The 19406-nt window shown below is 65.5% G+C and carries 16 protein-coding genes; 2 read left to right on the plus strand and 14 right to left on the minus strand.

The annotated features are described in order from the left end of the window. Nucleotides 1-92: 92 nt before the first annotated feature. On the plus strand, nucleotides 93-1004 hold the full coding sequence (locus C450_RS07740; protein ID WP_005042311.1) for an FAD binding domain-containing protein: 912 nt from the start codon (nucleotides 93-95) through the stop codon (nucleotides 1002-1004). Further along, nucleotides 1001-1501, plus strand: coding sequence for a CoxG family protein (locus tag C450_RS07745; RefSeq protein WP_005042314.1), 501 nt, complete (start codon nucleotides 1001-1003; stop codon nucleotides 1499-1501). The genes C450_RS07740 and C450_RS07745 overlap by 4 nt, the downstream gene beginning before the upstream one ends. A 225-nt stretch (nucleotides 1502-1726) precedes the next feature. Here C450_RS07745 and C450_RS07750 read toward each other — a convergent pair whose 3' ends face one another. The 14 genes from C450_RS07750 to C450_RS07815 all read right to left on the minus strand — a co-directional run bounded on the left by C450_RS07750 (nucleotide 1727) and on the right by C450_RS07815 (nucleotide 19351). Continuing rightward, on the minus strand, nucleotides 1727-4360 hold the full coding sequence (locus tag C450_RS07750; RefSeq protein ID WP_005042315.1) for a xanthine dehydrogenase family protein molybdopterin-binding subunit: 2634 nt from the start codon (nucleotides 4358-4360) through the stop codon (nucleotides 1727-1729). Then, nucleotides 4360-4923 carry a (2Fe-2S)-binding protein gene (locus C450_RS07755; RefSeq protein ID WP_005042317.1) on the minus strand — a complete coding sequence of 188 codons (564 nt, stop codon included), beginning with the start codon at nucleotides 4921-4923 and terminating at the stop codon, nucleotides 4360-4362. Before C450_RS07755 ends, C450_RS07750 begins: the two co-directional genes overlap by 1 nt. A gap of 141 nt (nucleotides 4924-5064) precedes the next feature. Further along, complete coding sequence (locus C450_RS07760) at nucleotides 5065-6282, minus strand: CaiB/BaiF CoA transferase family protein (protein WP_005042320.1); 1218 nt, start codon at nucleotides 6280-6282, stop codon at nucleotides 5065-5067. A 76-nt stretch (nucleotides 6283-6358) separates the two neighbouring features. After that, complete coding sequence (locus tag C450_RS07765) at nucleotides 6359-7123, minus strand: cyclase family protein (RefSeq protein ID WP_005042323.1); 765 nt, start codon at nucleotides 7121-7123, stop codon at nucleotides 6359-6361. Nucleotides 7124-7189: 66 nt separating this feature from the next. After that, a complete protein-coding gene (locus tag C450_RS07770) occupies nucleotides 7190-7951 on the minus strand; it encodes an IclR family transcriptional regulator (RefSeq protein ID WP_005042325.1) in 762 nt (253 codons plus the stop codon). An 858-nt stretch (nucleotides 7952-8809) separates the two neighbouring features. Then, entirely contained in the window at nucleotides 8810-9583 is a 774-nt protein-coding gene (locus C450_RS07775) for an IclR family transcriptional regulator (protein ID WP_005042328.1), read from the minus strand. 84 nt (nucleotides 9584-9667) lie between these two features. After that, a complete protein-coding gene (locus C450_RS07780) occupies nucleotides 9668-11068 on the minus strand; it encodes an MmgE/PrpD family protein (protein WP_152424456.1) in 1401 nt (466 codons plus the stop codon). Between the two features lie 115 nt (nucleotides 11069-11183). Then, nucleotides 11184-12566, minus strand: a complete 1383-nt coding sequence (locus C450_RS07785) for an MmgE/PrpD family protein (protein WP_005042332.1) — start codon at nucleotides 12564-12566, stop codon at nucleotides 11184-11186. A 53-nt stretch (nucleotides 12567-12619) separates the two neighbouring features. Continuing rightward, nucleotides 12620-13324, minus strand: a complete 705-nt coding sequence (locus C450_RS07790; protein WP_049910004.1) for an ABC transporter ATP-binding protein — start codon at nucleotides 13322-13324, stop codon at nucleotides 12620-12622. Next, nucleotides 13317-14183, minus strand: a complete 867-nt coding sequence (locus tag C450_RS07795; RefSeq protein WP_005042338.1) for an ABC transporter ATP-binding protein — start codon at nucleotides 14181-14183, stop codon at nucleotides 13317-13319. Before C450_RS07795 ends, C450_RS07790 begins: the two co-directional genes overlap by 8 nt. Beyond that, nucleotides 14183-15352: a branched-chain amino acid ABC transporter permease gene (locus C450_RS07800; RefSeq protein ID WP_005042340.1), complete on the minus strand. Its 1170-nt coding sequence runs from the start codon at nucleotides 15350-15352 to the stop codon at nucleotides 14183-14185. Before C450_RS07800 ends, C450_RS07795 begins: the two co-directional genes overlap by 1 nt. Next, entirely contained in the window at nucleotides 15349-16341 is a 993-nt protein-coding gene (locus C450_RS07805; protein ID WP_005042342.1) for a branched-chain amino acid ABC transporter permease, read from the minus strand. The genes C450_RS07800 and C450_RS07805 overlap by 4 nt, the downstream gene beginning before the upstream one ends. A 70-nt stretch (nucleotides 16342-16411) precedes the next feature. Beyond that, a complete protein-coding gene (locus C450_RS07810; protein WP_049909947.1) occupies nucleotides 16412-17815 on the minus strand; it encodes an ABC transporter substrate-binding protein in 1404 nt (467 codons plus the stop codon). A 96-nt stretch (nucleotides 17816-17911) separates the two neighbouring features. Further along, on the minus strand, nucleotides 17912-19351 hold the full coding sequence (locus C450_RS07815; RefSeq protein WP_005042346.1) for an FAD-dependent oxidoreductase: 1440 nt from the start codon (nucleotides 19349-19351) through the stop codon (nucleotides 17912-17914). Between the last annotated feature and the right edge of the window lie 55 nt (nucleotides 19352-19406).

Consider the following 19406-nt stretch of genomic DNA (forward strand, 5'->3'; position numbering starts at 1 on the left):
CTCACGGTGGGGCTACGGAAGAACCGTGTTCGTATGAGCCACACGAACAACCGACACGAAACGGATCGATCGCCGACGGGCGGTGACGGCGGATGAAACCGGCCGCGTTCCAGTACCACCAGCCGTCGTCGGTGACGGAGGCGACCGACCTCCTCGCGGAGCACGAACACGACGCCGAGTTGATGGCGGGCAACCAGTCGCTCGGGATCGTGATGGCGAATCGCCTGGCGACACCGGAGCATATCGTCGACATCAACGGTGTCGACGAACTCGACTACGTCGACGTTGCCACCGAACGGGTCACGATCGGCGCGCTGACGAGCCACCGCACCATCGAGACCTCGGCCGCCCTCGCCGACGCGCTGCCGATGTTCCCGGCGGCGGCCGAACAGATCGCCGGGCCGAGCGTCCGCAACCTCGGCACGCTTGGCGGGAGTGTGGGCGAAGCCGACCCTGCGGGGAACTATCCCGCTGTGCTCACCGCGCTCGACGGCGATCTCCACGTCGCGTCCGCGGACGGGGAGCGAACCGTCGCGGCGTCGGAGTACTTCATCGCGTACATGTTCTCCGACCTCGCGGAGGACGAGCTGATCACCGGCGTCTCCGTCGATCGGGAGCCGTTCCCGGCCGAACGCACGGGGATGGCATTCCTCGAACAGAAACCCGCGGCCCAGACGTGGCCGACGATCAGTGCGGCCGCGGTCATCCGCATCGACGACCCCGACGCGGACGCACCCGTCGTCGAGGAGGCACGGCTCGCGCTCGCGAACGCCGCCGACGTTCCGCTCCGCGTCGAGGATGCCGAGGCGGCCGTCGAGGGTGAATCGCTCGTCGAAGCACCACTCGCGTCGGCCGCCGACGCCGCGAGTGAGGCCGCCGAACCGGGCGAGGAGATGCACGCCGACGCCGAGTACAAAGAAGAGTTGGCCGGCGAGTACACCCGGCGCTCGCTCGAAACGGCGTACGAACGTGCGGTCGACACCACGGACACCACAACACCATGATGGAATTCGACGGCGAGTTCACCTCGGATCACCCGCGTGACGATCTCTGGAACTACTTCACCGATCCCGCAATCCTCGCCGACTGCGCGCCAGGCTGTGACGAGATCACGATGGAATCGCCCGGCGAGCTGTCGGCGACCATCACGGTCGGTGTCGGCAGCGTCAAGCCGACGTTCGACGTCGATATGACCGTCACGCGCGCCGACGCGCCCGCAATCCTCGAGATGGAGGTCGGTGGCGACGCGAGCCGGAACTCTTTCGAGGCCGTCACCGAGATGTGCCTCGTCGAGGATGGCGACGGGACGACCGCCACGTGGGAGGCCCGCACGAACGTCGCCGGACTCATCGCCAGCATGGGCCAGCGCGCGCTCGGCAGCGTTGCTGCCCGGATCGTGAACAACTTCTTCGAGGATCTCGAAGCGAAAGCCGACGAAGGCGTTCCTGCCGAGTCGAAGCTCGAAGCCAAACCCGAGGCCGAAGCCTCGATCGAGAACTGACTCACGAGGCCGCGAACGCAACCGAATCGACCACTAACCGTCCCGTCTTTCGTTAGCCGTCCCGTTTTCAACTTGAAGTGTCGTCAACGCCGCCGTCGGGTCGCTTCTCTCGACCGACGAGGTTCGCGCTCGCTTCATCTGCTCACGGGCGCGAAGCGCCCGTTCGCACGGTCCGAGGGACGCAAAGCGTCCCTCGCTACTCGCCTCACTTCCGGAAGACTCGTTTCACTCGTCTTCCGACGTTTGCAGGCCTTCGGCCTGCTCACCACCGCCAGACCTCCGATCTGGCGAGGATCGCGCGCCTTCGGCGCGCTCACCGCCATCGGTCTCCGCACTCGCGGCGTCCTCGGATTCGGCAGTTGTCGGCTCGCTATTCGACTGCGCGTCGCGGACCCAGTCGTGAACCCGGTTCGGCGTCGCAGGGATCCGATCGGCGACGACACCGAGCGGTTCGAGCGCGCGATTGATCGACGACGCGATGCTCGCGGGGGCGTCGATCATCCCGCCCTCGCCCGTGCCTTTCGCGCCGGTCGCGGTGAACGGCGAGGGAGTTTCGGAGTGGTCCATGTCGATGTTCGGGACGTTCTTGATCGACGGCAGGAGGTAATCGAAAAACGTTACCGCCTGTGGCTGGCCCGATTCGTCGTAGCCGAACTCCTCCATCAGGGCGGCCCCGATACCCTGGGCGATGCCGCCGTGGGCCTGTCCCTCGACGATGACGGGGTTCAGCTGGGTCCCGCAGTCCCGGAGCGTGTAGAATTTCAAGATCTCGACCTCCCCCGTTCGCGTATCGACCTCGACGATCGGCGCGTTGACCGCGAACGCCGCGGTCGGATACACGGGGAACTTGCCGGCGAGCGCCTCGTCGAACTCCGAGAGCACGGTGGCAGGATGCTCGTAATCGTAGCTCGCCCGCGTGAGCCGGTCGCTGCCACGGCCACCCGCCGCGTCGATCTCGGCGAGAGTCGCGAGATCGAGCGAGCCGTCGCCGTCGCGGCGCTCGACGGCCCCATCGCGGTACTGGACCGCGTCCTCGTCGACGCCCCACTCCTCGGCGGCGAGCGTTTCGAGGTTTTCTTTCATCGTTGCACCGAGCCCCTGGGCCGCCCCCGAGAGCATCACCGCCATCCGGGAGGCAGCGCTGCCGTACTCGGTGGGGGCTGCAACGCTATCCAAATACTCGACTTCGATCGTGCTCGGAAGCACTTCGAGCTCGTCGGCGAGCAGCTGGGTGACGATGGTCTGGTGGCCCTGGCCCGACGAATCGGTGGCCAGAAACGCGCGCACGTCCCCTTCACGGGTAATCTCGGCACGGAGGTGTTCGGGGAGTTCGGCGACATCCTCGCGGTTCCGGTCGTCGAGGGCGTCGCGATCGGTGCGTTGGCGGTCGGTCCAGTCCGACCCACTCGCGCCAGGTTCGATGTGGAGGGTGTAGCTCACCCCACGATACTTCCCCTCATCGCGGCGCGCCTCGACCGTGTCGAAGTCGAGAAGGCCGCCGTCGACGGCCTCTCGCTCTTCTACGCGATCCCGGAGGTGATCGAGCGCCGCCGGGTAGTCCCCCGAGTCGTAGATGTTGTGCGAGGCGATCTCGTGAGGCATCTGATCCGGCGTGACGAAGTTCATCCGGCGGAGTTCGGCGGGATCGAGATCGAGTTCGCGGGCGGCCTCGTCGACGATCATCTCGATGGCGTAGAGGTGTGGCGGAACGCCGAATCCCCGATACGCCGTCTGGGAGGTCTTGTTCGTCAGCACGAGGTCGTAGTCGTACCGCACATTGGAAATGTCGTAGGCGTCGGTGAGCACCGAGAGCGGTTTGAGCGCCTGGTTCACGGGATAGTGGGGCCACGCACCGAAGTCGTCGACGAACCACGTGTCGAGTCCCTGAATGATGCCGTCGTCGTCGACCGCGAGCCGGACCTCGTACTCGCGGTCGGAGGAGTGCATGTCGCCGCCCTGGAGGTTCTCGACGCGATCTTCGACGAATTTTACAGGAGTGCCGTCGAGCTGCTGGCTCGCCATCGCTGCGAGACAGCAGTACCGGTGGATGGCGATCTTCGTGCCGAAGCTCCCGCCGACGTCGGCGGGAACGTCGAGCGAGACGCGCTCAGGGGGATAGCCCAGCGTCTCGTACACCGTGTCGTCGACCAGCGTGTGGAGTTGGATGTTGCAGTCGATCGAAAAGGCGTCGTCCTCGGTGTCGTACTCCGCGACGACGCCCCCGGTTTCGAGAGGGACGCCCGAGATCCGGCCCCACGAGTACTCGCGCTCGATCACGCGGTCGGCGTCGGCGAACGCCGCGTCGACGTCGCCGAAGACGAACTCCTCGCCGTCGGGGACGTTGGTACCAACGTCCTCGTGAATGATCGTCTCGTCGTCGAGCGCGTCACGGGGATCGACCACGGGATCGAGTGTCTCGTACTCGACGTCGATTTCGTCCACGACGTCTTCGGCGGCGTACCGATCGGTGGCGACGACCGCTGCGACGGGTTCGCCGACGAACCGCACCCGATCGACCGCGAGCGACCACTCCTCGAACCCGGGGAGACCACAGGGCATCGGATAATATTCTTCCTGGAGATCCGCGCCGGTCAGCACGAGTTCGCAGTCGGGGTGATCCTCGGCGGCGCTCGTGTCGATCGATTCGATTTCGGCATGGGGGTGGGTCGTCCGGAGGAGTGCCATATGGAGACAGCCCTCGGGCGTGATGTCGTGGACGTACTCGGCCTCGCCGGTGAGTATGCGGTGGTCCTCGACGCGTTCGAGTCCCGATCCGGTGAACGATTCCGAGCGCCCGTCCGTGCCCGCGTCGGCACCCGGCTCCGGAGCGGACTCGGGACCGGTTTCGGCCCCCGACATCAGTCCACCTCCGCGTCGGTGTCGGCGTCCACGTTCGTCGCCGAACGCTGTCCGCCGTTCGTGTCCATCTCGTCGGCGGCCCGATGGACTGCGTCGTAGATGTTCTGGTAGCCTGTACACCGACAGATGTTGTCCGCGAGCCCCTTTCGAATGGCTTCGTCTGACGGATCGGGGTTCCGTTCGAGGAGGTCGCGAGTCGCCATCACGAACCCGCTCGTGCAGAAGCCACACTGGAGCGCGTGCTCCTCGTGAAACGCCCGTTGAACCGGGCCGAGATCGCCGCCCTCGGCGAGTCCTTCGACGGTCCCGATCTCGCGACCGTCGGCCTGGACCGCGTAGACGAGGCAGCTCTTCACGATATCGCCGTCGAAACTCACTGTACACGCCCCACAGACACCGTGTTCGCAGCCGACCCGGACCCCGCGGAGACCGCAGTGATTCCGGAGGAAGTCCGAGAGCTTCAGCCGGGGCTCGACTTCGGCTTCGACTGTCTCGCCGTTCACCGTGAGTGAGACCTCTCGCGTCGGTCGACCCACGGCGTCCTCAGGCGTATCAGCACTCATGATCGACCATGACGTGGATGATGGTCGATACCGTGTTAAAGCTTTCCGCGGTAGCAGTTCCCTTCCGATTTCGGTGGTTCGGACGGTCGGTCGGAGCCATCGAGAAGAGGCGATCGGCGGGAGATGGTCGGCGGTCCCGACTCACTCAGACGTGTCGGCCTCATTACCGACGACGCCACGCTCGAACAGCCGGTCGATGGCCGACTCGTCGTAGCCGGCCTCCCGGAGTATCTCGCGAGTGTGCTCGCCGAGGCGTGGCGGTGGCGATCGGAAGCCGCTCGTCGCGTGTCGGAAGTTGAGCGGGTGTTCGATGACGGGAACCTCGTGGCCATCATTGCCGGTGACTGTGCCCACGACGTCGCGTTCGGCGGTCTGTTCGTTGTAGAGCGCGTCTTCGACGCCCTGAACCGGGGCTGCGGGGATACCCGAATCGACGAACAGATCCAGCCACTCGTCGGTCGGCCGGTCCGTCAGCGTCCGCTCGATCTCGGCCTCGAGATCGTTCATCGACTCGACTCGATCGGCGTTGGTCGCGAACCGCTCGTCCTCGGCGAGATCCTCGCGATCGATCGCTCCACAGAACGCTCGCCAGAGTTTCCCGTTGAGGCAGGCGACGTTGATGTGGCCGTCGGCGGTCCGGAAGGTCTGATACGGTGCCAACACCGGATCCTTCGTTCCCATCCGCTGTGGCTCCTCGCCAGCGAACACCTTCCCGGCCTGTTTGGTGAGCCACGGCAGAGTCGCGTCCAACATCCCGAGATCGATATACTCGCCCTCACTGGTGGCTGTACGGCGGTAGAGCGCGGTGACGATCCCGAAGGCGGCCCACATCCCGGTAACGAGATCGGTCATCGGTAGTCCGACCTTCGCGGGTCGGCCGTCGGGATCGCCGGTGACGTCCATGATCCCGCTGAGCCCCTGGACCAGCAGGTCATAGCCCGGTCGCTGCCGCCACGGCCCGGTCTGGCCGAACGCCGAGATGGCACAGTAGACGATCTCGTCGTTTTCGGCCGCGATCCGGTCGTAGTCGACGCCGAGCCGTTCGGCGGTCCCGGGCCGGTAGTTCTGGATGAACACGTCGGCTTCGCGCGCGAGATCGTACAGCGCCTCGCGGCCCGCATCGGATTTCAGGTCGAGTTCGACGCTCCGCTTGTCGTAGTTGACCGTCCAGTAGTACGGCGACTCGCCGTCGACGAACGGCGGTCCGGAGTGGCGGATGTCGTCGCCAGCGCCGGGCCGTTCGATCTTCACCACGTCCGCACCCTGGTTCGCGAGCATCAGCGAGCAGAACCCACCGGTCACGAACGTCGACAGATCGAGGACGGACACACCCTCCAGTACGTACCCGGAAGCGTCCATGCAATTACTTGGCGCACCGGGGTGTGAAAAGTGTTGCCTGCCAGCACCCCTCCCCTGTCATCGGGGCGGGAGCCGCTCAGGCTTCGGTGAACGCGACGCACCGACAGACGCTCGACTCGCCGCCGCGGAATCGCCACGGGAACGTCCCGATCTGCACCCGTTCGTTCAAGAGCTCTTCGGGGACTTGAGCGTTCTCGACGTGGACGATCCCCTCGGGGAACAGTTCAGTATGCATCAGCTGGTAGCCCTCCGGCGGGAAGATCTCGTCGAGATCGCCGACGCCGAGATGGTCTGCCGCCTCGTCGGCGAGCTCCGGACGGACGTCCCGGACGACGGTGTTCATCGGGTGGTCGGCGCTCCCACAGTCGAGGATCAGGTAGTTGAGTTCCTTCTCCGCACACCACTCGGCGAACTCCTGGTTGGGGCCGGGATGTTTGCAGAAGAACTTGTGCGGGTCGGCGTCCTCGCGGTGCCACGCGTGCTGTTGATACCCGGTGTGGATGAAGAGGATGTCGCCCTCCCGAACGTCGACGGCGTCTTCAATCATCTCGCTGGTGTAGACGTCGTAGTCCCCGACTTCGTCGGAGATATCGGCGATGACCGCCTCGCCGACGAGTTCGTCGAGCGGCATGCTCTCGATGTCTCGGCCGCTCGCGACGAAATGTTTCTCGCCGTCGAGATGAGTTCCTGTGTGATTCATGAACTCGATCTTCTGGCCGTTGACCTTCTCGGTGTCGAGGCTTTTCTCGTACCACACCTTCGGGTTGTCGTAGGTCGGCCACGCTGGCGTGTGCTCACACCACGGCTGGGTCAGGTCGTGCATCTCGTACCCGTCTAGCATACGCTCTTCTGGTTCTCGCCCCTCCTATAAAAATCCGTGCCGTGGATCGTGCAGCGTCGTCCCCGGTCACTGGTAGGCGATGTTGAGTTCGAGCTCGTTGGTCGCACCGAGCAGGAGCGAGGGAATCTGCTCTTCGAGTCGCTCGCCCTCCATCCGGTGTATCGGGCCGGAGATGCTCAGTCCGCCGATCACTCCCCCTTCGGGACCCGTCACCGGCGCACCGACGGCGCGGAGCCCCTCGATGATCCCTTGATCGTTGATGCTGTACCCCCGCTCGCGGGTCGCCCGGAGCTCGCGATCTAAGGCCTCGCGCGTCGAGAGTGTCTTCGGTGTGACGGACGCGAGCCCACGACGATCGGCGATCCGATCGATGGCCGCCGATGGAACCTCCGAGAGGATCGCGAGCCCGGCCGCACTCGCGTGGATCGGGACGCGCTTGCCGGGGTGGGTGTTGGCCTCGACCGCGTGACGACCCGAGTGCTGGTGGACGTAGACGGCTCGCCCGTGTTCCTCGACCATGAACTGGACCCGTTCGTCGACTTCGTCGGCGAGCTCGACCACCTTCTCCTTCGCGAGTCGATACTCGGGTTGGCACCGTCGAGTGAACTCGCCGAAGTCGAGGAATCGGAGCCCGAGGTGGAACCCGTCGTCACGCTCGACCACGTATTCCCTGTCCTCCAGGGTCCGGAGGTGTCGGTGAGCCGTACTCTTGCTCACGTCGAGTTCGGTCGCAACGGTGGACAGCGTCGCCGCCCCGTGTTCGCGAAGCAACTCTAGGACGTCGAGCGTCCGTCCGACCGCACCGATCGTTTCACCATCTGTCGCCATGCGAGAGAGTGTATCACGCGATTCACCTAAGTGTTCCGCATCGTGGGACGTTCAGAACTCTCAGTACAACCCGCTGCAACGTACTGTATCCGACTTCGAAGAGTTATTTGACTCCTCACACGAGTTCCACGATATGGTACGAGACACGCGCCGCAAGTCGACGTCGAGACGGCGTCTTCAACCCCTTGTTGAAGCGGTGTCCAGTGGATCTCAGGAAATCGAGGTACGACAGCGGCCCGAGTGCGAGGTTAGAATAACGTCGGATCGTTTCGTCATATGGTACGGCTATCAATGTATGTAAGCACGCGTTGTAGATCGGCGATACCAAGCGATGGTCGGCGAGTTCGCCTCAGCGAGAGCAAAAAGCGATCAAGGCGTAAGGTGGCCGTCCATCGGGAGCATTCGTTGGCCGCGATTCCAGACCAACGAAGTCGAAGACCGATCGTCGATGGATAACCTAACGAAAGAACGTTCTACAGAGCGGAACTCGTGACTGATAGGGGAATCGAAGTCAGGCCTGGTGTGAGTCGTCTCGATGTCTCTCGTGATCCGATCGCTCTCACCTCACGGGGTCGAACCACTATACGTCATCACCATCACGACCGCTAACAAGGATATTGTTGTTACAAAAGTGGGGCAGAAACCGAACGACGCTTCCAGCTCGACAGCAGATGGCGCTATCTCCATCGGCTCTGTAGGCCTTGGTATCGAACGGTTCCGATTCATGGTTGGTGTTCACATTGTAACCGTCCGTCTTATCGCGACGTCGAAACGATCGATCGTATGTCTCGCCAGCAATCTTGGCCGTTCATCGGAAGCGTCTTGCCACGCGTCGGAGTCGTCTCGAAGCGGCGAATATCAGGAGTACGTCGCGCGAATTCCAATGATCCGCGCCGCCTGGGTCACGATCTCAGGAACTTCCTCGCGGTACCACTCGTCGGCCATGCGCGTCGTTGGCCCGGAGACGCTGACCGCCGCCAGGATTTCGTCATCGTCGCCGAGGACCGGTGCGCCTACCGCTCGCATCCCAATCAGCCGTTCCTCGTCGTTGAACGCATACCCCCGCTCCCGGATCGTCTCAAGCTCTCTTTCGAGCTCGTCCCAGTCGGTGAGCGTTCGACCCGTGCGCTCGTCGAGATCGAGTCGTTCTCGGAGGTCGACCAGTTCGTCCGCCGGAAGGTGGGCGAGGTAGGCTTTTCCGACCGCCGTCGCGTGAAGATCGACGGTTGCACCGATGTGTGAATCGGTCTGGACCCCGCCCTCGGCCTTCGTCTGGTAGATGTACACGCCTCGGCCCTGCTCTTCGACCATCAGCTGGGCCCGTTCGCCGACCGCACTCACCAGTTCGTCCATCTCCGGTTTGGCGATCTCGTAGAGGTTCCATCGCTGCCTCGCAGCGTTGCCGAGGTCGAGAAACCCCAGACCGAGGTAGTAGGTGCCCTCGTCCTTCACGACGTAGCCCGACTCCCGGAGCGTCTGGAGGTGGTTGTGTACCGTACTCTTCGATCGTCCTACCTCTTCGGCTAGGGTCGTGATCGTCGCCCCGCCTTGATCCCGAAGCAGTTCGGCGATGGCGAACGACGTTTCGGTAGCGCCGATTCGCTTTTTTGTGACGGCCGGTTCATCGTTCATGATTCATAACGAGGGCAGCGTCGTAATAGCTCTTGTCGTTCTGTTCACCACTGACGAATCAAAATTCCGGTAGAGTAAATAAAGCTACGCTGTTTCGGCCCGGAGTGCGGCCGTCACCTCACGGACGGGCCGCGAGTCGATGGTCGTGATCGCGTTCATCGCCCACTCGACGTCGCTCCCGTCGAGACCGTGCGCGAGCAGTTCACGCTGTCGCGTCCGTAGCGCTGACTCGTCGATCGGATCGCGGTGATCGCCTCTGGGGAACGACCGTTCCCCAGTGAGCTCAGTGCCGTCCGCGAACTGGATGGTCGCGGCCGCACCCCACGCCTCGGGGACCCCCTCGTCGAAGCGCTCCGCCCGCACGAGACGGACGCTCTCGGCGATTTTCTTGACCTCGGGGTCCACGATGGCGGTCGAGGAGAAGTGTTCCAGCCGGAGGTCGCCGCTCACGAGGTAGCGCGCGAGGACGTACGGCGTGGAGAACTTCGCGGCCGTGAAACTCTCCGGGGCGGGGTTCGCCATGTCGGTCGCGTTGGCGAACGTCTCGATCTCGATCGATTCGACGGTTTCGGGATCGATCCTGTTCTCCGAGTTGTTCTCCTCAATGGCCTCGCGAAGCGCGTCGAGCGGTGGGTGAGTGTACCGACACGACGGGTACGGCTTGAAGTAGTTCCGCGTGATCTCCCACCGTTCGCCGAGCGACGCGAAACTCCCCTCGAACTCGCCCTCGGGGAGCAGCGACTCGAACGGGTCGTACACGACGCCGATCGCGCTCGCCGAACCAGTCAGCCCCGTGAGGGCGGTCCGTGCAGCGCTCACGCCGGCCTGGGCCGAGAAACCCGCGGTGAAGTTCCGGGCTGGCGGTCCCTCCTCGTAGGGGTCGTGCATCGAGATCACCGCGAGGTTCGCCGCGATCCGGAACGTCTCGCGGAGCTCTTCCATACTTGCGCCGAAACACTGCGCGGCCGTCAGCGCTGGGCCGACCGTGGTCCACGCCGCGTGGGGATCGCGGAGCAGCCACGGCGTCGCGTCGTTGAGTCGGTCCTTCATCGCGAAGATCACGCGTTCGAGCCGGACGCAGAGCTCGTACGAGCGGGCGCAGGCGTCGACGAACGTCGCGCCACTCACGGCTGCGGCCTCCGCCGCGGCGAGGCCGCCGGCGACGATCCCACTCCCGACGTGACCGCCCGTGTCGTGGCCCTCGTCGGTCTCTTGAGCGATCGCCGCCGCCCCGTTGCAGAGTGCGGCGGCCTCGGGCGTCGTGGTTCGGGCGGTCCCGAGGACGGTCGCCTGGCCGTCACCGAAGTCGGCGTTCGCCCCGACCGCGCCGACGCCAGGGGCCGCGGAACCAGCTACGGTCGCACAGAGCACGTCGCCGACGGTCGTCGCGGCGTGGGCGCGGACGTCGTCGGGGATCGGTTCGTCGAGGAACTCGTAGACGTGCGCTTCCCACTCGCGCACGGCGTATTCGGTATTGTCGGTCATGATATTGGCAGCCTTCGGTGGTGGTTGGATACCGGTCGCGACGGACAGCGGCGTCCGAATCGGTTCCGCAAGTGAACGGCCACGGGTCCGTCGGCCGGTCGCGGACAGCGACGACTCATCGGTCCGGGTGCTCGCCGCCGCGGACCATCGCACAGAGCACCCGTGGCGGTGCGGGGTCGCGGGCCGCCGTCCAGAGCCGGTCGGTCCGCTCGCTGCCGATCGCGGGACCGACCAGCGACTCGAACTTCGCCCGCAGTTCCGACGGCTCGAACGGGTCGGCCTCGCCACCGCGCGCGTGCCGCACCGCGGCGCTGGCCTCGGTTCCATTGGCGAGCGTCACCGTCACACGGGCCCCGCGTTCGTCGGGTGCTCGCGCGTCGATCTCGTCCTCAACGCGGACCGCCACGCGCTCGGCGAGCGCGAGCGTCTCCGGGGCGACGGCGTCGTTCGTGAACGCCTCGGCACCGGTCGAGCCGGTGCGGAGCGCCGTCGCGACCGCGAACGGCACCGAGAACTTCGCCGCGAGCGCGTTTCGTGGGTGTGGATCGTCGAGCTTCGCGGCCGCAGCGTACGTCTCGACGATCACCTCCTCTACCTCCTCGGCCGCTGGCTCCCCGTCGATCCCGTCGAGCGCCGCCGCGAGCGCGTCCAGCGTCGCGTGGGTGTACCGACAGGCAGCGTGAGTTTTGAAATACCCCTCCGAGAGCGTCCACCGATCGCCGAGGTCGGCGGCGAGACGCTCGCGGACGACGCCCGCCGCGCTGGCCGACGCGAGGTGGGCGGCGATCCCGTCGTCGAGCTCGGTGAACCCTGCCCGCGCCTGATCCGCCGCGATCAGCGAGGCGAGGTTGCTCATGCCTGCGTAGGAGTTCCTAACTGTGGCCCCTGCCGTCGCGGCCGCAAAGCGAGTGTGCTGGGCGTAGTTGGCGGCGATCGAGAGCGCCGTCCGGGTCGTCGTCGCGTCGTAGCCCCGGAGCCGGGAAACGGCGGCAGCGCCCCCGACCACCCCCCAGACGCCGTGTGGGTGGTACCCCTCTGCGAGCGGCTGGACTGCCTCGGCGACCCTGACGGCGGTCTCGTAGCCTGCCACGAACGCCACGAGGAATGCCTCGCGGTCGGCGTAGCGCGTTTCGGCCTCCGCGAGGAGCGCAGGGAGAACGTGAATCGCCGGGTGGCCTGCGGCGAACCGATGACCCTCGTCGAGTTCCAAGACTGTGCCGCTCGTCGCGTTGAGGAAGGCCGCATGGTGTCGGCTCGCTCGTCCCGCGTCGGCGGCGAGGATCGTCGCGTCGCCGGTGTCGTCCGCCCGCTCGCGCCAGGCCTCGCGGAGGCGTGCCACCGCGTCGTCGCTTGCGCCGCCGATCACGACGCCAAGCGTGTCGGCGACCACGAGCCCGACGCGGTCCTCGACCGACGGCGGAACGGTCTCGCTATCGAGCTCCGCGACCCACGCCGCGAGGCGGTGGGTGTGTTCCTCGTCGGCTGTTCCGTGGTCCATCTCCCTGTCGTTCGGGCGAGTACGTTCGGCGTGGCGAGCGTCGTCGTTCACGATTACACCCCGAGGTACGCCTCGACGACGCCCTCGTCGTCAAGCAGCTCGTCGCCGGTGCCGTCGAGCGTGATCCGGCCGTTCTCCATCACGTAGCCCCGATCGGCGAGTTCGAGCGTCTGCTGGACGTTCTGCTCGATGATCAACACTGTGAGCCCCGAGTCGTGGATCTCGGCGATCGTTCCGAACATGTCCGCGACGAGTTGCGGGGCGAGGCCGGTCGAGGGCTCGTCGAGCACGAGGAGGTCGGGCGCACCCATCAGGGCGCGCGCGAGCGTCAGCATCTGCTGTTCGCCCCCGCTCATCGTCCCGGCGCGCTGGTCGGCGCGCTCTTCGAGCCGCGGGAACAGGTCGAACGCCTCCTCGATGGTCGATCCCCGATCCGCCTTCGCATCGTCGGTCTGTGCTCCGAGGAGGAGGTTCTCCCGCACGCTCAGCCCCGTAAAGAGGTCGCGGTCCTCGGGAACCTGGACGATTCCGCGCTCGACGATCTCGTGTGGGTCTTCGCCGCCGATTTCGTCGCCACGATACCGGATTGAGCCACCCATCGACTCGACGATCCCCGCGATCGCCCGCGTCGTGGTCGTCTTCCCTGCACCGTTCGAGCCGACGAGCGCGACGATCTCCCCCTCCTCGACAGTCAAGTCGACGCCGTGGAGCACCTCGATCCCGTCGTAGCCCGCTCGGAGGTCGTCGATCTCAAGCATCGCCATCGTGGTCACCTCCCGCCTGCTCTCCGTCGGTGGTCGTGGCATCACTCGTCGCCCCGTCGTCCCCATCGGCGTCGACGTCGCCGCCAATGTACGCCTCAATCACCCGCTCGTCGCTCGCGACTGCCTCGGGTGAATCGAACGCGATCGCCTCGCCGTTGTCGAGCACTGCCACCCGGTCGCTAACGCTCATGATGGCCTCCATGTCGTGTTCGATGAGCAGGATGCTCGTCCCCGATTCCCGAATCTCGCGGAAGAGATCGAGCATTCGCTGCGTTTCGGTCGGCGTCAATCCGGCCATGATCTCGTCGAGCAGCAGGATCGACGGCTCCGTGGCGAGCGTCCGAGCGAGTTCGAGGCGCTTCTGGTCGCCGACCGTGAGATCGCCCGCACTCTCCGCGGCGCGCTCGTCGAGTCCGACGAACGAGAGCTGTTCGCGCGCGATGTCCTCGGCGGGTCCTCTCCGGCGCGTGTGGATGTGTGCCCCGACGAGCACGTTTTCGAGGACCGAGAGCTCCTCCAGCGGGCGTGTGATCTGGAACGTGCGAGAGAGCCCGCTCCGTGCGACCCGGTGGGCGGACTTGTTCGTGATCTCCTCGTCGCCGAGGTGGACCGTTCCCTCGGTCGGCGCGAACACGCCGCTGATACAGTTGAACAGCGTGGTCTTCCCCGCACCGTTCGGTCCGATCAGTCCGACGATCTCCCCGCGGCGGACGTCAAGGGAGACGTCCCGCAGGGCGACCAGGCCATCGAACGTCTTCGTGACGTCGGTCGCCCGCAGGAGGGCCTCACCCTCGTGATCGGTCGTCGTCGATGCGTCCGTGTCGGTCGTTTCGTTTGGTGTGTCGGTCGACATCAGTCGTCCTCCTGAGTGTCGGCGTCGGGGCTCGTCTCGGGTTGCTCCGGTGTCTCGGTTGCCTCGGCCGCTCCGGTCTCGGCGGTCGTTCCCATCCCGTCACGGCGCGATCGATCGCGGAAGGCGGCCACGCGCCGTCTCGCCATCGCCGGCCACTCCACGACGCCCTTCGGGCTGTAGATCACGATCACCACGAGGAAGATTCCGTAGATGATCCGGTCGAGACCACTGATATCGCTAAAGGTGGTCCGCGCGATCTCGCTGATCGGCGTGACGACGAACGATCCCACGATCGGCCCGATGAGCGTACCGGGACCGCCGACGACAGCAGGCAACAGGAGTTCGACGTTGAGGAAGAGCGCGAACACCGTCGATGGGCGGATCGTATTGAAGTACATGCTCCAGAATGCGCCGGCCCACGCGGTAAAGAAGGCGCTCACCCCAATGCCGAGCATCTTGTAGCGGTAGGCGGGCACACCGAGGCTCGCCGCCGCCCGCTCGTCCTCTCGAATCGAGAAGAAGTACAGTCCGATCCACGAGCGCTTGATCGCCCACGACACAGCGGTAACGATCACGAGGAAGGCGAGGATGACGTAGTAGTACGGCAGGTCACTTTGGAACTGAAACGCCACGAGGCCGAACGTCTCGCCGTAATCCTGCGGGAACGGCTTGAAGTAGCCGTTCGCGCCGTTGAGCTCCCCCGCATTGACGACCATGAACCGGAGCAGTTCGGCGAACGCGAGCGTCGCGAGCGCGAAGTAGTGGCCCTGAAGATCGTACCGAAAGCAGAGGTAACCGACACACAGCCCGTAGATCCCGGCGAGGACGCTCCCGATCAGCATGCCGACCCACGGGTTGACCGCCAGATCGACGGCGAGCGCCTGGGTCGCGTACGCACCGATCCCGAAAAAGGCGGCGTGGCCGAAAGAGAACTGGCCGGTGTACCCGGACATGATGTTCCACGCCTGGGCCGAGTACGCAAACACGAGGGTAAGGATGAGGACTTGGAGGCTGAGCGTCGCCGCGAGCTCCATCCCCATCACGTCGATCTCGATTACGTATGGAAGCACAGCGAGGAAGCCGAAGCCGACGAGCGCCTTCACGACGGTGGCGTACCGTCGTTCGGAAAAGGACGCGTAGCGCTGCCGGAGCGAGTCGAGCGCGCTCACGACGACGACCCCCCGAACAGCCCTTCAGGTTTGAGGAGAAGCGCCGCTATGAACAGCAGGAAGATCAGTACTTGGGCGGTCGTACCGGGAAGGTAGTACGACCCGAACACCTCGACGAGCCCGATGAACAGCCCGCCGACGAACGCCCCCGTAAACGATCCGAGCCCCCCGAGGATGACGATCACAAAGGCGTTGATGAGATATGTCTCGCCGGTGAAGGGGTCGAATCGTTGAAAGAGCGCGATCGATCCCCCCGCGATCCCGGCGAGCGCGGCCCCGATCCCGAAGGTGAGGTAGTTGATCCGGGGGACATCGATCCCGACGTACCGCGCGCCGTCGCGGTTGTCGGCGGTGCCCCGGATCGCTCGGCCGAGGTCGGTGTACTGGAGGAACGCCCGGACCGCGAGCATCGCGACCACCGCGATCAGCAGGGCGTAGAACTGGCCGAGCGGAACGAACACGCCGCCGAACGTGAGTGTCCCCACGTCCAGCGGGATGTCCTTCGGGTTCGGCGAGAAGACGATCTCGATCGCGGACTGGAGGATGAACAGCACCCCGAGCGTCGCGATAAGCTGGTTCTGCTGGGGAGCCTCGATGATCGGCTCGATGATGGCGACGTGGATGAGAACCCCCAAAACGAACAGCACGATAACGGCGATCGGCAGGGCCAGGAAGGGGTTGATTCCGAACGTTTCCGTCGACCACCAGACGGCGTACATCCCGACGACGAGGAAGACGCCGTGGGCGAAGTTGATGACGTCCATCACCCCGAAGATCATCGTCAGGCCGAGGGCGGTCAGCGCGTAGACGCCTCCAAGCAGGAGGCCGAATACGAGCAGTTGTACGAGGATCGGCTCGAGCGCGAGGAGATCTGCGATGAAGTTCGCGAACGGGTCGACGAATCGATTGACGATCCCCGTCTGTGCGGGCGATTGTACCGAAGCGAGTGCAGGCAGTAGGGTCGAAGCGAGTGGGAGTGTCGTGGGCATGGAGTGTGATCAGGCTGTGAGACGGGCGCGACCGCGCGAGGCCGAGACCGCGGGAGTCGCGCAGGTTGGTTCAGTTCGACGAGCTTTCGACGATCGGTTCTACCCCCGCGAACTCCTCGGGGTAGACGACGTTGATCGTGCCGTCCTGTACCTGGTTAACCGCGGCGAGCGCGTTCTCGTTCTCGCCGTTGTCCTGGAACGTAATCGGACCCATCGCGGCGATGTGGTCCTTGTAGGTGAGCGACTGGAGCGCCCCGTTGATCGCCTCGCGCTCGGTGCTGCCGGCCTGCTCGATCGCCTCGATGATGACCTCGCCCGCGGTGTACGCCATCCCGACGCTCGCGCTGAACGAGCCCTCGTACGAACTGTTGAACTGCTCGCGCACTTCCTGGGTCTTGTCGACCGTCGGGTTCAGCGCGTAGTTGTTGTCGAGGACGCCGTTCGCGAACTCGCCGACGTCGCTCACGGCCGCGTCGTCGGTGAACGTCGCGCTCGCACAGGCCGTCAGGTAAGGCGGCCGGTAGCTCTGGTTCTGCATCGCGTCCACCAGCGTCACACCGCCAGGCACGTACGTGGTCGCGATCACCGTGTCGGGATCGGCCTGCTTGAGCTTCGAGACCTGCGTGTTCGCGCTGGAGGCCCCGAGTTCGAGCGCGGTCTCCGTGACCACCTCGACGCCGTTTTCGGGGAGAGAGCGCTTCAGGTTCTCGTTGATCGACTGGCCGTAGCTGTTGTTCACGTAGAACAGCCCGGCGGTGCCGATCTCTCCTCCGTTCTGGCGGATGACCTCGGGAACGAGGTTCGCGTAGTCCATGGCCATCCTCCGCGCCGGGGGCTGTGGCCGGTAGACGTAGTTGAATCCCCGTCCACGAAGAATGTCCGTCGCGGCCGCGACCGAGATCACGAACGGGGTCTGTCGGCGCTCCGCGACCTGCGTCGCCGCCGTCGTCACCGGCGAGGCGAAACAGCCCGAGACGACCTTCGCCCCCTCGTCGATGAGCTCCTGGGTCACTTGGCCACCGAGTTCCTGCTGGCCCTGATTGTCGCCCTCCAACACGCGCACCTGTGCGCCCCCGAGTGACTCGATGCCGCCCGCCTCGTTCTTCCGCTGGGCGGCGAGCTTGATCGCGTTGTTCATGCCGACGCCCGTCGACGCGAGCGATCCCGAGAGTGGATGGTTCGACCCGATGAGGACCTCCTCCGTGCTGCCGCCGGCGGAGCCGCTCGTCGTTCCACCTTCACTGTTGTTCCCGCTACCGCCGGTGGTCTCCTCACCACCTTCCGTCCCCTCGCCGCCAGTGGTTTCCTGTCCACCACCGTCGCCGCCACCGCCGCTGCCGTTCTCCCCGCTGCCACCCGCGTCGTCGCTAGAGCAGCCGGCGAGGCTCGCCAACCCCGTGACGCCGGCCGCGCCAGCGTATTTGATGAACCGTCGCCTGTCCGCCGATGCCGGGGGCTTGTTACTTCTGCGCATGCTACACGCCACCTTTTCGGGCCATCACATAAAACACTTACATTCGATCTTCGACAGGTCGTGTCACAAAAGAATCACGAGCGACGAGCCGATCGGTCAGTCCGCGTCGAGCGATCGGCGCGCGTGGAGCCCTGCGAGACGGCCGAGACCCAGCGCCGTGGTCAGCCCGTTCCCGCTGAGATATCCGCCAGGCCCGTGGCCGCTGATCCCGACCGCACAGCCCCCGCCGGCGTACAGCCCTTCGACCGGCGAGCCGTCCTCGCGGAGCACCCGACCGTGTTCGTCCACGACGAGCCCACCCTGAGTGTGGAACAGCGCGCCGGTGACCTCGGCCCCGTAGAACGGTGGCGAGAGGGTGTTGACGCCGTCGGTACGACCGGTTTCGTCGGGCTCGTCCGCCGCGACCGCCTCGTTGTACCGCTCGACCGTCGCCGCCGTCACATCGGGGTCGCAGCCGAGATGGTCGGCCAGGGCCTCGACCGACTCGGCTTCGTGATAGGCTCCCAGCGACACGGCCTCGTCGAAGTCGTCGAACTCCCCGTCGAGACGGTCGAAGATGCGCTCGTCGAAGACCTCGTAGGCGACGTTGTCGGGCTGGCGGAGCACGTCGACCGCGAACGCCGAGTAGCCGGCCGATTCGTCGCCGAAGCGCTCGCCCTCCCTGTTCACCACGATCCCGCCGTTCATGACCACGGCGTACGTCGAGAGCGCCCCCGTCTGGTAGGCGACGGTCGCGTGGCCCTGATAGGCGTCCATGCACGCGAGGTCGCCCCCGAGCTCGGCCCCCCACCGGATCCCGTCGCCCGTGTTGCCGTCGGCCCCGAAGTAGAGCGCCTCCTCAATCTCCGCGCACCACTCCGTCACCATCCGTTTGTTGCCGGCGAACCCGTCGGTCGCGAGGATCACGCGTTCGGCCTCGATCGACTCCTCGCGGCGCTCGCCGGCCACGACGCCAGCGACGCCCGCCGCTCCGTCGTCGGCGACGAGCTTCGTGACAGGCGCGTTCGTCAGGAGTTCGACGTTCTCAGTCGCCTCGATTCTGTCTTTGAGTTCTGCAACGAGGTTCTCCCCGTTGCGGCCGGGCGGGGCGTGCATCCGGTACTCCGAGTGCTTGGGGTATTTGAAATCGTCCACGAGCGAGAGCGAGACGTCCCATTCGTCGACAAGCCAGTGGACGAGGGACGCGCTCTCGGCACAGAGGTGTGACACCATCGATTCGTCGGCCTCGCAGTCGTTCTTCGCGAGGATGTCGGCGGCCATGTCTTCGGGGTCGTCCTCGATTCCCGCCTCGGCCTGGTAGCGCGTTCCCGCTGCGGGGATCATCCCGGTCGAGAGGGAGGTGTTCCCGCCGACCGCGTCGGTCTTTTCGAGGACCGTCACCTGAAGATCGGACTCGCTCGCCGCGAGCGCCGCGACCAGCCCCGTCCCGCCGCCGCCGGCGATCAGCATGTCGGTACTGACGTCCCACTCGACCTCGCTCGCGGGAACGGTCTCGGTACGGTCGTCTCGCAGCGTCGGCTGTGCCGACTCGCTCATGTCCCACGCTTGGGGTGCATATGCGTAAAGCTACCGCACATCGAGACAGCGTGGC

This window comes from Halococcus salifodinae DSM 8989 (assembly GCF_000336935.1).
In the GTDB taxonomy this organism is placed as follows: Archaea; Halobacteriota; Halobacteria; order Halobacteriales; family Halococcaceae; genus Halococcus; species Halococcus salifodinae.